Consider the following 14698-nt stretch of genomic DNA (forward strand, 5'->3'; position numbering starts at 1 on the left):
CGGGCTCACCGCCCCGCCCCCGCCGCGGCGCCGGCCCGTCTTCGGGTGGGGCGTGTGGCCGATGCGGGCACCGGCGTGGGCCACCGACACGGCGATCGAGGCGACCCGCGAGGCCCTGCGGCACACCGCGGGCACGGCGCGGCCGCTCTCCACCGATCTGGGCCAGCACCAGCTGCTCCTCGCGGTGCGCACCAGTGCCCCCTGGTACCGGCTGCTGGCCCGTGTCTTCGCCGACGCCGGTGTGCAGCTCGACTCGCCGTTCTTCGACGACCGCGTGGTCGAGGCCGTCCTGTCGGTACGGGTGCACGAACACGCCGGGCCGTGGCGGTACAAGCCGCTGCTGGCCGAGGCGATGCGCGGCACCGTGCCGGACGCCGTGCTGGGCCGCTCCACCAAGGGCGAGTTCAGCGACGAGGCCAACCGGGGACTTCGCCACCACATGGCCGGGATCCTGGAGCTGTTCGAGGACTCGGCCCTGGCCGCCCGCGGACTGATCGACCCCGGCGTACTGCGCGCCCGGCTGCTGGCGCCCCAGTCGGACAACGCCACGAGTATCGCGCTGGAACCCCTGATCGGCTGCGAGACCTGGCTGCGCGCCGCCACCCGACCCACTCCTGCTTGGAGGTTCGACGCCCGTGCGTCTTCATCCTGACGTGATCAGCACCGCCACCGACGACGGCACGGTACTGCTCAACGAACGCACCGGACGGTACTGGCAGTTGAACAAGACCGGCACCCGCGTGCTCCAGGGGCTGCTGGACGGGCAGGAGGCCGCCGGCATCGCCGCCGAACTCGCGGACCGGTACGGCATCGGCCGCCGGCAGGCCGAGCGCGACGTGGCCGCCGTGATCGAGCGCCTGAGCGGCGCGAAGCTGGTGATCTCGTGAGCATGTCCGTCGTGCTGGCCGAACGCCGCAGGCTCCCTCCGCACCGCCGTGTGGTCCCCCTGCTGGTCGTGGGCGTCGCCCGGCTGCTGGCCAAGGTCAAACCCGCCCGGCTGCGCGCGGTCCTGGAATTCGCCCGCCGCGGCGCGGCACCGGCGACGGTCGACCAGGCGCTCGCGGCCCGCGAGGCGGTCGTGTCCGTCAGCCTGCGCTGTGCCGGACAGGGCTGTCTGCAACGCTCGATCGCCACGGCTCTCCTGTGCCGGGTGCGCGGTACGTGGCCCACCTGGTGCACCGGCGTGCGCACCCATCCCTTCGCCGCCCACGCCTGGGTCGAGGCCGAGGGGCAGCTCGTCGGCGAGGGCCATCCCAAGGGCCACTTCAAGACCCTGATGTCCATCCCGCAGGTCTCCCGCGACCAGGATCGCTGACCCCGGCGGAGGGGGAGGGAACCGGGCGCGGGGAGGCGGGATCCGCGCGCGTGGCGGCCAAAAGGATCCACCGGCTTGTCATTGGCCCTTGCTGTGGCCTGGTCCACTCGCGTTTCCTCATCGGTGCAGAAACCCCTCTTCACCATCAGTGAGGTCACCCGTGTCCACCATCGAGAACCAGGCTCCCGAGACCGGTACCGCCCGCGTGAAGCGCGGCATGGCCGAGCAGCTCAAGGGCGGCGTGATCATGGACGTCGTCACGCCGGAGCAGGCGAAGATCGCCGAGGACGCGGGCGCCGTCGCCGTCATGGCCCTGGAGCGGGTCCCGGCCGACATCCGCAAGGACGGCGGCGTGGCCCGCATGTCCGACCCGGACATGATCGAGGGCATCATCGACGCCGTCTCGATCCCGGTCATGGCCAAGTCCCGCATCGGCCACTTCGTCGAGGCCCAGGTGCTGCAGTCCCTCGGCGTCGACTACATCGACGAGTCCGAGGTGCTCACCCCGGCCGACGAGGTCAACCACTCCGACAAGTGGGCCTTCACCACCCCCTTCGTCTGCGGTGCGACCAACCTGGGCGAGGCCCTGCGCCGCATCGCCGAGGGCGCCGCGATGATCCGCTCCAAGGGCGAGGCCGGCACCGGCAACGTCGTCGAGGCCGTCCGTCACCTGCGCCAGATCAAGAACGAGATCGCCCGCCTGCGCGGCTTCGACAACCACGAGCTGTACGCCGCCGCCAAGGAGCTGCGCGCCCCGTACGAGCTGGTCAAGGAGGTCGCCGAGCTGGGCAAGCTGCCGGTCGTGCTGTTCTCCGCCGGTGGCGTGGCCACCCCGGCCGACGCCGCCCTGATGCGTCAGCTCGGCGCCGAGGGCGTCTTCGTCGGCTCCGGCATCTTCAAGTCCGGCGACCCGGCCAAGCGCGCCGCCGCCATCGTGAAGGCCACCACCTTCTACGACGACCCGAAGATCATCGCGGACGCGTCCCGCAACCTCGGCGAGGCCATGGTCGGCATCAACTGCGACACCCTCCCCGAGACCGAGCGCTACGCGAACCGCGGCTGGTAACCCACACAGGTAACGGCACCCCATGAACACTCCTGTCATAGGCGTCCTGGCCCTCCAGGGCGACGTACGGGAGCACCTCATCGCCCTGGCCGCGGCCGACGCCGTGGCCAGGCCGGTGCGGCGCCCCGAGGAACTCGCCGAGGTGGACGGCCTCGTGCTGCCCGGCGGCGAGTCCACCACCATCTCCAAGCTCGCCGTCCTGTTCGGCCTGATGGAGCCCCTCCGCGCGCGCGTGCGGGACGGCATGCCGGTCTACGGCACCTGCGCCGGCATGATCATGCTCGCCGACAAGATCCTCGACCCGCGCTCGGGCCAGGAGACCCTCGGCGGCATCGACATGATCGTGCGCCGCAACGCCTTCGGGCGGCAGAACGAGTCGTTCGAGGCCGCGCTCGACGTCAAGGGCATCCCGGGCGATCCTGTGGAGGGCGTCTTCATCCGCGCGCCCTGGGTGGAGTCCGTGGGCGCCGGGGCCGAGGTGCTCGCCGAGCACGACGGCCACATCGTCGCCGTACGCCAGGGCAACGCGCTCGCCACCTCGTTCCACCCGGAACTCACCGGCGACCACCGCGTGCACTCGCTGTTCGTCGACATGGTGCGCGCCAACCGGGCACCGGAGTCCTTGTAGGATCTCCGGGGGTCCCCCCGGCCTTTCGACCAGGGGGCGTTCGTACAGGATGGGTTACGCGAAGGAGACAGGCAGATGTCCGGCCACTCTAAATGGGCCACGACGAAGCACAAGAAGGCCGTGATCGACGCCAAGCGCGGCAAGCTCTTCGCGAAGCTGATCAAGAACATCGAGGTCGCGGCCCGCATGGGCGGTGCCGACCCGGACGGCAACCCGACGCTGTACGACGCCATCCAGAAGGCGAAGAAGTCGTCGGTCCCGAACAAGAACATCGACTCCGCGGTCAAGCGCGGCGCGGGCCTGGAGGCCGGCGGCGCCGACTACGAGACGATCATGTACGAGGGTTACGGCCCGAACGGTGTCGCGGTGCTCATCGAGTGCCTCACCGACAACCGCAACCGCGCCGCCTCCGAGGTCCGCGTCGCCATGACCCGCAACGGCGGCTCCATGGCCGACCCGGGCTCGGTGTCGTACCTGTTCAACCGCAAGGGCGTGGTGATCGTCCCCAAGGGCGAGCTGACCGAGGACGACGTGCTCGGCGCCGTCCTGGACGCCGGTGCCGAGGAGGTCAACGACCTCGGCGAGAACTTCGAGGTGCTCAGCGAGCCGACCGACCTCGTCGCCGTCCGCACCGCCCTGCAGGAGGCCGGCATCGACTACGAGTCGGCCGAGGCCAACTTCGTGCCGACCATGCAGGTCGAGCTGGACGAAGAGGGCGCCAAGAAGATCTTCAAGCTGATCGACGCGCTGGAGGACAGCGACGACGTGCAGAACGTCTTCGCCAACTTCGACGTGAGCGACGAGATCATGGAGAAGGTCGACGCGTAACGCGCACGGCTGACCGACCGGGCCGACGGGACACACCCCCGTCGGCCCGTCGCGTTGTACGGCGTTGTCAGTGGCACCCGATAGCCTGCACGAACATGCAATCGGGTGATCCGTGGGAGGGCGCGTGCGTGTTCTGGGGGTGGACCCCGGCCTGACGCGGTGCGGGGTCGGCGTGGTCGAGGGGGTCGCCGGCCGCCCGCTCACCATGCTCGGCGTCGGCGTCGTCCGGACCCCCGCGGACGCCGACCTCAGCCACCGGCTGCTCGCCGTGGAGCAGGGCATCGAGCAGTGGCTGGACGAACACCGGCCGGAGGTCGTCGCCGTGGAGCGCGTCTTCAGCCAGCACAACGTGCGCACGGTCATGGGCACCGCCCAGGCCAGCGCCGTCGCCATGCTGTGCGCCGCCCGGCGCGGCATCCCCGTCGCCCTGCACACCCCCAGCGAGGTCAAGGCCGCCGTCACCGGCAGCGGGCGCGCCGACAAGGCGCAGGTCGGGGCCATGGTGACCCGGCTGCTCCGGCTCGCCGCACCGCCCAAGCCGGCCGACGCCGCCGACGCCCTCGCGCTCGCCATCTGCCACATCTGGCGGGCCCCCGCCCAGAACCGACTCCAGCAGGCCGTCGCCCGGCATGCAGTCCACGCAACGAAAGGCCGTACGGCATGATCGCCTTCGTCAGCGGCACGGTCGCCGCGCTCGCCCCCGACGCCGCGGTCGTCGAAGTCGGCGGCGTCGGCATGGCCGTCCAGTGCACGCCGAACACCCTGTCGACCCTCCGGCTCGGCCAGCCCGCCAAGCTGCACACCTCCCTGGTCGTGCGCGAGGACTCGCTCACCCTGTACGGCTTCGCGGACGACGACGAACGCCAGGTCTTCGAACTGCTCCAGACCGCGAGCGGCGTCGGTCCGCGCCTGGCTCAGGCGATGCTCGCCGTGCACACCCCGGACGCGCTGCGCCGCGCGGTCGCCACCGGTGACGAGAAGGCCCTCACCGCCGTGCCCGGCATCGGCAAGAAGGGCGCCCAGAAGCTGCTGCTGGAACTGAAGGACCGGCTCGGCGAGCCCGTCGGCGCCCCCGCCGTCGGCGCGCCCGTCAGCCAGGGCTGGCGCGACCAGCTGCACGCGGCCCTGATCGGCCTCGGCTACGCCACCCGCGAGGCCGACGAGGCGGTGACCGCCGTCGCGCCCCAGGCCGAGCAGGCGGGCGGCACACCCCAGGTGGGGCAGCTGCTGAAGGCCGCCCTGCAGACCCTGAACCGCGCCCGCTGACTCGCGCCACCCGCTAGGAGATCTTCGTGAACTGGGACGACCCGACCGACACCCCCGCCGCCGAGCGGCTGGTGGACTCTGTCGCCGACCGGGAGGACCAGGCCGTCGAGGCCGCCCTGCGCCCCAAGGACCTCGGCGAGTTCATCGGCCAGGAGAAGGTCCGCGAACAGCTCGACCTCGTCCTGCGCGCCGCACGCGCGCGCGGCGCCACCGCCGACCACGTGCTGCTCTCCGGCGCGCCCGGCCTCGGCAAGACCACCCTTTCGATGATCATCGCCGCCGAGATGGGCGCCCCCATCCGCATCACCTCGGGCCCCGCCATCCAGCACGCCGGCGACCTCGCCGCGATCCTCTCCTCCCTCCAGGAGGGCGAGGTGCTCTTCCTCGACGAGATCCACCGCATGTCCCGGCCCGCCGAGGAGATGCTGTACATGGCGATGGAGGACTTCCGCGTCGACGTCATCGTCGGCAAGGGCCCCGGCGCCACCGCGATCCCGCTGGAGCTGCCGCCGTTCACCCTGGTCGGCGCCACCACCCGGGCGGGCCTGCTGCCCCCGCCGCTGCGCGACCGCTTCGGCTTCACCGCGCACATGGAGTTCTACGAGCCCCATGAGCTGCAACGGGTCGTCCACCGCTCGGCGCACCTGCTGGACGTCGAGATCGAGCCGGACGGCGCCGCCGAGATCGCCGGCCGCTCCCGGGGCACGCCCCGCATCGCCAACCGCCTGCTGCGCCGCGTCCGCGACTACGCGCAGGTCAAGGCCGACGGGCTGATCACCCGCGACATCGCCGCCGCCGCCCTCGCGGTGTACGAGGTCGACGCGCGCGGCCTCGACCGGCTCGACCGCGCCGTCCTGGAAGCCCTGCTGAAGCTGTTCGGCGGCGGACCGGTCGGCCTGTCCACGCTCGCCGTCGCGGTGGGGGAGGAGCGGGAGACCGTGGAGGAGGTCGCCGAACCCTTCCTGGTCCGCGAAGGACTGCTCGCCCGCACCCCGCGCGGCCGGGTCGCCACGCCCGCGGCCTGGGCGCATCTCGGCCTCACCCCGCCGCGCTCACCGGCCGCGGGAAACGGACAACAGGATCTGTTCGGGGCCTGACGGCCGCCACCCGGCGAGGACGGTGGCCCCGGCAGGAACCCAGGTGCCATGCTGAGCGTTGTTCCATGCGAGCGGACTCGCTTAGACTCCGCCGATGCCGCCCTTGCGGGCGGCGCCGACCACACCCCCATCCAACAGGCCGCTCACCCGCGCGGTCGCGCGAAGGAAATTCCGTCCCGTGAATGCCTATACCCTTCTCCCCTTCATCGTGCTCATCGCGGCCATGTTCCTGATGACGCGATCGGCCAAGAAGAAGCAGCAGCAGGCCGTCGAGATGCGGAACCAGATGCAGCCCGGCTCCGGCGTCCGCACGATCGGGGGGATGTACGCGACGGTCAAGGAGGTCAACGAGGACACGGTCCTCCTCGACGCCGGACCGGGCGTCGACCTCCTCTTCGCCAAGAACGCCATCGGCGCCGTCCTCTCCGACGACGAGTACAACCGCATCGTCCACGGCATCGAGCACGACCTGAAGTCCGACGCCGACCTGGTCCCGGACGACGCCTCCTCCCTCACCGAGACCGACGAGACCGACGGATCCGCCGCCGCTGCCGCCGCCTCCGACGACAAGATCGACCTCGGTAAGAAGGACGCCGCCGAGGCGAAGGCGGAGGACGAGCCGAAGAAGTCCGACGGCGACTCCGACGCGAAGTAGTCACGCCCCGGGAGGCGCGGTGGCGGCATGATGGCGCCCCGCGCATCCCGGGCGCGTCTGTTTCCCGCACGGGAGCCCGATTCCATGTCATGGCCGACCGCGCCGACCGGGCGCGGGGCGGCCCGAGAGGGAGTACGAGAAGGTGGCAGCACCTAAGAGGGGCCGAAGCGCGAGCGCCCAGAGCAAGCCAGGGCGCTCGCTGGCCCTCATCCTGATCGCCATCGTGGCGCTCACCGGGGGGATGTTCCTCTCCGGGCACACCACCCCGCGTCTCGGTATCGACCTCGCCGGTGGCACGAGCATCACGCTGAAGGCGAAGGCCGACCAGGGGTCCGCGATCAACAAGGCCAACATGGACACCGCGGTCGACATCATGAACCGCCGTGTCAATGGCCTGGGCGTCTCCGAGGCGGAGGTGCAGACCCAGGGGACCGACAACATCATCGTCAACATCCCCAAGGGCACCAACTCCAAGGAGGCCCAGGAGCAGGTCGGCACCACCGCAAAGCTCTACTTCCGGCCGGTCCTGGCCCAGGAGGCCAGCGGGGCCGCCGCGCAGAGCCCCTCGCCGAGCGCCTCCGGCAGCTCCTCGCCGAAGCCGAGCGGCAGCCCGTCGCCGAGCGCCTCGGCCGGTGAGAAGGCTTCCTCGTCCGGCTCCGCGTCCCCCACGGCCTCGGCGACCTCTCAGGGCCGCGCCGTCAGCGACGCGCTGAAGGCCGACCCCACTCCCTCGGCGAGCGCCTCCGGCAGCGGCAAGCCGTCGGCCACCCCGTCGCCCTCGTCCGGCAGCGGCTCGGGCGGGGACGCCAAGCTCCAGGCCCAGTACGCCGCCCTGGACTGCACCAAGGCCACCGACCGTGCCAAGGCCGGGAAGAACACCAAGCCCGGCGACTCCATCGTGGCCTGCGGCGAGATCAACGGCGCCTGGTACAAGTACCTGCTCGGCCCGGCCGCCGTGGACGGCACCGAGGTGAAGAAGGCCCAGGCCGTCTTCGACACCCAGGGCGCCTCCGGCTGGCAGGTCCAGATGACCTTCACCAAGAAGGGCGCCGACAAGTTCGCCGACATCACCGGCGAGCTGGCCACCAAGCCCCAGCCGCAGAACGAGTTCGGCATCGTCCTCGACGGCGAGGTCGTCTCCAGCCCGTTCGTCCAGCAGGCCATCACCGGCGGCCAGGCGGAGATCTCCGGCAGCTTCAAGCAGGAGGAGGCCCAGGGCCTCGCCAACATGCTGTCGTACGGCGCCCTGCCGCTGTCCTTCCAGGAGCAGTCGGTCACCACCGTCACCGCCGCGCTCGGCGGTGAGCAGCTGCGCGCCGGTCTGCTCGCCGGCGCGATCGGCCTCGCCCTGGTCGTGATCTACCTGGTGGTCTACTACCGCGGTCTGTCCATCGTGGCCATGGCCTCCCTGCTGGTCTCCGCGATCCTCACCTACGTGATCATGTCGCTGCTCGGCCCGGCCATCGGCTTCGCGCTGAACCTGCCGGCCGTCTGCGGTGCCATCGTCGCCATCGGTATCACCGCGGACTCGTTCATCGTGTACTTCGAACGCATCCGGGACGAGATCCGCGAGGGCCGCACGCTGCGTCCCGCCGTCGAGCGGGCCTGGCCGCGCGCCCGGCGCACGGTCCTGGTCTCCGACTTCGTGTCGTTCCTCGCCGCCGCAGTGCTGTTCATCGTGACCGTCGGCAAGGTGCGGGGCTTCGCCTTCACGCTGGGCCTGACCACCCTGCTCGACGTGGTCGTCGTCTTCTTCTTCACCAAGCCGCTGATGACGCTCCTGGCCCGCCGCAGGTTCTTCGCGGACGGCCACAAGTGGTCCGGGCTCGACCCGAAGAGCCTGGGTGCCCAGCCGCCGCTGCGCCGTACCCGCCGTCCCGCCGGTCCCGCCGCCGGCCCCGTCGACCCGAAGGAGGCGTGAGCGATGTCGAAACTCGGCAACCTCGGCGCTCGACTGCACCGCGGCGAGATCTCCTACGACTTCGTCGGCAAGCGCAAGATCTGGTACGGCATCTCGATACTGATCACCATCACGGCCATCGTCGGCCTGGCGGTGCGCGGCCTGAACATGGGCATCGAGTTCCAGGGCGGCGCGGTCTTCACGACGCCCACGAAGATGAGCACGTCGGTCGCCCAGGCGGAGAAGTACGCGGACGAGGCCTCCGGCCACCAGTCGGTCGTGCAGAAGCTCGGCAACGGCAGCCTGCGCATCCAGATCGCCGGTATCGACACCGCCCAGTCCGACAAGGTCAAGCAGGAACTGGCCAAGGACCTGAAGCTCGACCCCGAGAAGCTCGCCGCCGACCTGGTCGGCCCGAGCTGGGGCGAGCAGATCGCCAACAAGGCCTGGGAGGGCCTGGCGATCTTCATGGTCCTGGTGACGATCTACCTGGCGATCGCCTTCGAGTGGCGCATGGCCGTCGCGGCGCTCGTCGCGCTGATCCACGACATCACCATCACGACCGGTATCTACGCCCTGGTCGGCTTCGAGGTCACGCCCGGCACGGTCATCGGTCTGCTGACCATCCTCGGTTACTCGCTGTACGACACGGTCGTCGTCTTCGACAGCCTCAAGGAGCAGACGAAGGACATCACCAAGCAGACCCGGTTCACCTACGGCGAGATCGCCAACCGGTCGATCAACGGCACCCTGGTCCGCTCCATCAACACCACGGTCGTCGCCCTGCTGCCGGTCGCCGGTCTGCTCTTCATCGGCGGCGGCTTCCTCGGCGCGGGCACGCTCAACGACATCTCCCTGTCGCTGTTCGTCGGCCTCGCGGCCGGTGCCTACTCGTCGATCTTCATCGCCACGCCGCTCGTCGCCGACCTCAAGGAGCGCGAGCCGGCGCTGAAGGCCCTCACCAAGCGGGTGCTGGCCAAGCGCGCCCAGGCCGGTGCGGAGGAGGAGCCCGTGGGGGCCCCTGCCGCCGCCGGTGACGACACCGCGGAGGCCGCGCCCGCCGTGGTGGGCCCGCGCAACCAGCCCGCGTCCCGTGGCCGGGGCCGCGGCCGTACCTCGGGGAAGCGCCGATGACCGACATCCAGGAGCTGCTGCTCAGCCGCATCCGCGACGTCGCCGACTACCCGGAGCCGGGCGTGATGTTCAAGGACATCACCCCGCTGCTGGCCGACCCGGCGGCCTTCACCGCGCTCACCGACGCGCTGGCCGAGATCGCCGCCAACACCGGCGCGACCAAGGTCGTCGGCCTGGAGGCCCGGGGCTTCATCCTCGGCGCCCCGGTCGCCGTCCGCGCGGGCCTGGGCTTCATCCCGGTCCGCAAGGCGGGCAAGCTGCCCGGAGCCACCCTGCGCCAGGCGTACGACCTGGAGTACGGCTCGGCGGAGATCGAGGTGCACGCGGAGGACCTGACGGCCGGCGACCGCGTCCTGATCGTGGACGACGTCCTGGCCACCGGCGGCACCGCCGAGGCCGCGATCCAGCTCATCCAGCGCGCGGGCGCCGCGGTCTGCGGCCTCGCGGTCCTGATGGAGCTGGGCTTCCTGGGCGGTCGCAACCGTCTGGAGCCGGCCCTGGACGGGGCTCCGCTGGAGGCACTGCTGCAGGTCTGAGCGGCTCACGCACGCACGGCCGCCCCGGCACACCGGGGCGGCCGTCCGCGTTCCCGGCACCCTTCCGGGCGGACCCGCGGCCACCGGCGGGACACCCGTCGCACGCCCCGGGAACACCCCCGGAGCACCTCCGGTCCACCTCCCGGAATCCCACGGCAGCCCCCCGCGTTGCACGGATTGACGGTCCTCACAGCCGCCTGCAGGCGATGACCGGGCGCGGGATCGCTACCATTGGGGTTTCCGGAGCCTGACCGGGGGACCCGGATCGCGCACGAGGAGTCCTCTTGCCAGACGAGGCCCAGCCACTGACCGCCGCCAAGCCCGAGTCCGCCTCGGCCTCCGCGGCCAAGCCCGCGCCGAACGCTTCCCACGTGAAGAACGACCCCCGCGGGACGGTCGAGCACGCCCAGGCGGCGCCCGTCGAGAAGACCGCCGAGTCCTCGCGCCCCAAGCCGTCCCCCACGCTCGACTCCGCCCGCGCGGCAGGAACCCCCTCGGCCGAGCGCCCGGTCCAGCCGCCCGTGGTGCGCCAGCCGGCCGCGCAGCCCACCCGCACCGGCTCCTCCAACCGCGTCCGGGCCCGCCTCGCCCGCCTCGGCGTCCAGCGCGCGAACCCGTACAACCCGGTCCTGGAGCCGTTGCTGCGGATAGTCCGCAGCAACGACCCCAAGATCGAGAACTCCACGCTGCGCCAGATCGAGCGCGCCTACCAGGTCGCCGAGCGCTGGCACCGCGGGCAGAAGCGCAAGAGCGGCGACCCGTACATCACGCACCCGCTCGCCGTCACCACCATCCTCGCCGAGCTGGGCATGGACCCGGCCACGCTGATGGCGGGGCTGCTGCACGACACCGTCGAGGACACCGAGTACGGCCTGGACCAGCTCCGCCGCGACTTCGGCGACACCGTCGCCCTCCTGGTCGACGGCGTCACCAAGCTGGACAAGGTCAAGTTCGGCGAGGCCGCGCAGGCCGAGACCGTGCGCAAGATGGTCGTCGCCATGGCCAAGGACCCCCGCGTCCTGGTCATCAAGCTCGCCGACCGCCTGCACAACATGCGCACCATGCGCTACCTCAAGCGGGAGAAGCAGGAGAAGAAGGCGCGCGAGACGCTGGAGATCTACGCTCCGCTCGCCCACCGCCTCGGCATGAACACCATCAAGTGGGAGCTGGAGGACCTCGCCTTCGCGATCCTCTACCCCAAGATGTACGACGAGATCGTACGGCTGGTGGCCGAGCGGGCGCCGAAGCGCGACGAGTACCTGGCCATAGTGACCGACGAGGTCCAGGCCGACCTGCGGGCCGCCCGCATCAAGGCGACCGTCACCGGCCGCCCGAAGCACTACTACAGCGTCTACCAGAAGATGATCGTGCGGGGCCGCGACTTCGCCGAGATCTACGACCTGGTGGGCATCCGCGTCCTCGTCGACACGGTCCGCGACTGCTACGCCGCCCTCGGCACGGTGCACGCGCGATGGAACCCGGTCCCCGGCCGGTTCAAGGACTACATCGCGATGCCCAAGTTCAACATGTACCAGTCGCTGCACACGACGGTCATCGGCCCCAACGGCAAGCCCGTCGAGCTGCAGATCCGCACCTTCGACATGCACCGCCGCGCCGAGTACGGCATCGCCGCGCACTGGAAGTACAAGCAGGAGGCCGTCGCCGGCGCCTCCAAGATCCGTACCGACGTGCCGAAGGCGTCCGGCAAGGACAAGGACGCCATCAACGACATGGCGTGGCTGCGGCAGCTGCTGGACTGGCAGAAGGAGACCGAGGACCCCAGCGAGTTCCTGGAGTCCCTGCGCTTCGACCTGTCCCGCAACGAGGTCTTCGTCTTCACGCCCAAGGGCGACGTCATCGCGCTGCCCGCCGGTGCCACCCCGGTGGACTTCGCGTACGCGGTCCACACCGAGGTCGGCCACCGCACCATAGGAGCGCGGGTCAACGGCCGCCTCGTACCGCTCGAATCCACCCTGGACAACGGCGACCTGGTGGAGGTCTTCACCTCCAAGGCGCCCGGCGCCGGCCCGTCCCGGGACTGGCTCGGCTTCGTCAAGTCGCCGCGGGCGCGCAACAAGATCCGCGCCTGGTTCTCCAAGGAGCGCCGGGACGAGGCGATCGAGCAGGGCAAGGACGCCATCGTGCGGGCCATGCGCAAGCAGAACCTGCCGATCCAGCGGATCCTCACCGGCGACTCGCTCGTCACGCTCGCCCACGAGATGCGCTACTCGGACATCTCCGCGCTGTACGCGGCGATCGGCGAGGGCCATGTCTCGGCGCAGAACATCGTGCAGAAGCTGGTCCAGGCCCTCGGCGGCGAGGAGGCCGCCACCGAGGAGATCGACGAGGCGGTCCCGCCGTCCCGCACGCGAGGCCGCAAGCGCCGCTCCAGCGCCGACCCGGGCGTCGTGGTCAAGGGCGTCGAGGACGTGTGGGTCAAGCTGGCCCGGTGCTGTACGCCGGTGCCCGGCGACCCGATCATCGGCTTCGTCACCCGTGGCAGTGGCGTATCGGTTCACCGCAGCGACTGCGTCAACGTCGACTCGCTCTCCCGCGAGCCCGAGCGCATCCTCGACGTCGAGTGGGCGCCCACCCAGTCCTCGGTCTTCCTGGTCGCCATCCAGGTCGAGGCGCTGGACCGGTCCCGGCTGCTGTCGGACGTCACCCGGGTCCTGTCGGACCAGCACGTCAACATCCTCTCGGCGGCCGTGCAGACCTCCCGCGAGCGGGTGGCCACCTCCCGGTTCACCTTCGAGATGGGCGACCCCAAGCACCTCGGCCACGTCCTGAAGGCCGTCCGGGGCGTGGAGGGCGTGTACGACGTGTACCGCGTGACCTCGGGACGCAGCCGCTCGTAGCACCCGCCCCGGACACGACGAAGGGCCCCGTACGGCCGTACGGGGCCCTTTCAGCTGCTCTGTGGGGGAATCAGCCGCCGAACTCCTGCAGGCCCTTCAGAGCCTGGTCCAGGAGCGCCTGACGGCCCTCCAGCTCCTTCTCCAGCTTGTCGGCCTTGGCGTTGTTGCCCTGGGCGCGTGCCTGCTCGATCTGCGCCTTCAGCTTGTCCACGGCGGCCTGGAGCTGACCGGTCAGGCCCTCGGCACGTGCGCGTGCCTCCGGGTTCGTCCGGCGCCACTCGGCCTCCTCGGCCTCCTGGATCGCCCGCTCGACGGCGTGCATCCGGCCCTCGACCTTCGGCCGGGCGTCCCGCGGGACGTGCCCGATGGCCTCCCAGCGCTCGTTGATCGAGCGGAAGGCGGCCCGGGCGGCCTTCAGGTCGGTGATCGGCAGGAGCTTCTCGGCCTCCTCGGCCAGCTCCTCCTTCAGCTTGAGGTTCTCCGACTGCTCCGCGTCCCGCTCGGCGAACACCGAGCTGCGGGCGGCGAAGAAGACGTCCTGGGCGCCGCGGAAGCGGTTCCACAGGTCGTCCTCGTGCTCGCGCTGCGCACGGCCCGCGGCCTTCCACTCCGCCATCAGCTCGCGGTAGCGGGCGGCCGTCGGACCCCAGTCCGTCGAACCGGACAGCGCCTCGGCCTCGGCGACCAGCCGCTCCTTGGTGCGGCGGGCCTCCTCGCGCTGGGCGTCGAGCTGCGCGAAGTGCGCCTTGCGGCGCTTGGAGAACGCCGACCGGGCGTGCGAGAAACGGTGCCACAGCTCGTCGTCGGACTTGCGGTCCAGGCGCGGCAGCCCCTTCCAGGTGTCCACCAGCGCCCGCAGCCGCTCACCGGCCGCCCGCCACTGGTCGGACTGCGCCAGCTCCTCCGCCTCGGCGACCAGTGCCTCCTTGGCCTTGCGGGCCTCGTCGGACTGCTTGGCCCGCTGGGCCTTGCGCTCCTCGCGGCGCGCCTCGACGGTCGCCACGAGCTGGTCCAGCCGCTTGCGCAGCGCGTCCAGGTCACCGACCGCGTGGTGCGCGTCGACCTGCTCGCGCAGGTGGTCGATGGCGGCCTGGGCGTCCTTCGCCGACAGGTCGGTGGTCTGCACTCGCTTCTCGAGGAGGCCGATCTCGACAACCAGGCCCTCGTACTTGCGCTCGAAGTAGGCCAGCGCCTCCTCAGGGGAGCCGGCCTGCCAGGAACCGACGACCTGCTCGCCGTCGGCCGTACGCACGTACACGGTCCCCGTCTCGTCGACGCGGCCCCACGGGTCGCTGCTCACAGCGCCTCCTCCACATGATGCCTGCGGGGGGCCGCAGCACCCCCGGGCATCGTCCACAGTTTCGTCACGGCCAACATAGGCGACCAGCGGGTTGCCTGTCCGCATCCAGCGCGAC

Annotated in this window: 14 protein-coding genes and 1 pseudogene; 14 read left to right on the forward strand and 1 reads right to left on the reverse strand. The window is 71.1% G+C overall.

What is annotated here, in order from left to right:
• From CCN44_RS19115 to CCN44_RS19185, 14 genes and pseudogenes are all read left to right on the forward strand, one after another.
• A pseudogene (locus tag CCN44_RS19115) lies at positions 1-652 on the forward strand (lasso peptide isopeptide bond-forming cyclase); the annotation flags it as partial.
• Between the two features lies 1 nt (position 653).
• On the forward strand, positions 654-887 hold the full coding sequence (locus CCN44_RS19120) for a lasso peptide biosynthesis PqqD family chaperone (RefSeq protein ID WP_063808548.1): 234 nt from the start codon (positions 654-656) through the stop codon (positions 885-887).
• Positions 884-1315, forward strand: coding sequence for a lasso peptide biosynthesis B2 protein (locus CCN44_RS19125; RefSeq protein WP_086698373.1), 432 nt, complete (start codon positions 884-886; stop codon positions 1313-1315). The genes CCN44_RS19120 and CCN44_RS19125 overlap by 4 nt, the downstream gene beginning before the upstream one ends.
• 160 nt (positions 1316-1475) lie before the next feature.
• Entirely contained in the window at positions 1476-2381 is a 906-nt protein-coding gene (gene pdxS, locus CCN44_RS19130; protein WP_014671557.1) for a pyridoxal 5'-phosphate synthase lyase subunit PdxS, read from the forward strand.
• A gap of 22 nt (positions 2382-2403) precedes the next feature.
• Positions 2404-3009, forward strand: coding sequence for a pyridoxal 5'-phosphate synthase glutaminase subunit PdxT (gene pdxT / locus CCN44_RS19135; protein ID WP_086698374.1), 606 nt, complete (start codon positions 2404-2406; stop codon positions 3007-3009).
• A gap of 75 nt (positions 3010-3084) precedes the next feature.
• Positions 3085-3837 (forward strand): YebC/PmpR family DNA-binding transcriptional regulator, encoded by a 753-nt coding sequence (locus CCN44_RS19140; RefSeq protein ID WP_059248257.1) that lies wholly within the window; start codon positions 3085-3087, stop codon positions 3835-3837.
• A 124-nt stretch (positions 3838-3961) separates the two neighbouring features.
• Entirely contained in the window at positions 3962-4501 is a 540-nt protein-coding gene (gene ruvC, locus CCN44_RS19145) for a crossover junction endodeoxyribonuclease RuvC (RefSeq protein WP_086698375.1), read from the forward strand.
• Positions 4498-5103 (forward strand): Holliday junction branch migration protein RuvA, encoded by a 606-nt coding sequence (gene ruvA / locus CCN44_RS19150; RefSeq protein ID WP_086698376.1) that lies wholly within the window; start codon positions 4498-4500, stop codon positions 5101-5103. The genes ruvC and ruvA overlap by 4 nt, the downstream gene beginning before the upstream one ends.
• A gap of 26 nt (positions 5104-5129) precedes the next feature.
• The gene (gene ruvB, locus CCN44_RS19155; RefSeq protein WP_059248254.1) at positions 5130-6200 is read left to right on the forward strand and encodes a Holliday junction branch migration DNA helicase RuvB; all 1071 of its coding nucleotides are present in this window, start codon (positions 5130-5132) and stop codon (positions 6198-6200) included.
• A gap of 178 nt (positions 6201-6378) precedes the next feature.
• Positions 6379-6855 carry a preprotein translocase subunit YajC gene (yajC, locus tag CCN44_RS19160; protein WP_059248253.1) on the forward strand — a complete coding sequence of 159 codons (477 nt, stop codon included), beginning with the start codon at positions 6379-6381 and terminating at the stop codon, positions 6853-6855.
• Positions 6856-6997: 142 nt separating this feature from the next.
• Positions 6998-8776, forward strand: a complete 1779-nt coding sequence (gene secD, locus CCN44_RS19165) for a protein translocase subunit SecD (RefSeq protein WP_189397301.1) — start codon at positions 6998-7000, stop codon at positions 8774-8776.
• A gap of 3 nt (positions 8777-8779) precedes the next feature.
• Entirely contained in the window at positions 8780-9889 is a 1110-nt protein-coding gene (gene secF / locus CCN44_RS19170) for a protein translocase subunit SecF (protein ID WP_059248251.1), read from the forward strand.
• Positions 9886-10425, forward strand: coding sequence for an adenine phosphoribosyltransferase (locus CCN44_RS19175; protein WP_086698378.1), 540 nt, complete (start codon positions 9886-9888; stop codon positions 10423-10425). The genes secF and CCN44_RS19175 overlap by 4 nt, the downstream gene beginning before the upstream one ends.
• Before the next feature lie 284 nt (positions 10426-10709).
• Entirely contained in the window at positions 10710-13283 is a 2574-nt protein-coding gene (locus CCN44_RS19185; protein WP_059248249.1) for a RelA/SpoT family protein, read from the forward strand.
• Between the two features lie 70 nt (positions 13284-13353).
• Here CCN44_RS19185 and CCN44_RS19190 read toward each other — a convergent pair whose 3' ends face one another.
• Positions 13354-14583, reverse strand: coding sequence for a DUF349 domain-containing protein (locus tag CCN44_RS19190; RefSeq protein ID WP_059248248.1), 1230 nt, complete (start codon positions 14581-14583; stop codon positions 13354-13356).
• Positions 14584-14698: the final 115 nt, after the last annotated feature.

Origin of the sequence: Streptomyces tricolor (genome assembly GCF_002155905.1) — a bacterium.
In the GTDB taxonomy this organism is placed as follows: domain Bacteria; phylum Actinomycetota; class Actinomycetes; order Streptomycetales; family Streptomycetaceae; genus Streptomyces; species Streptomyces tricolor.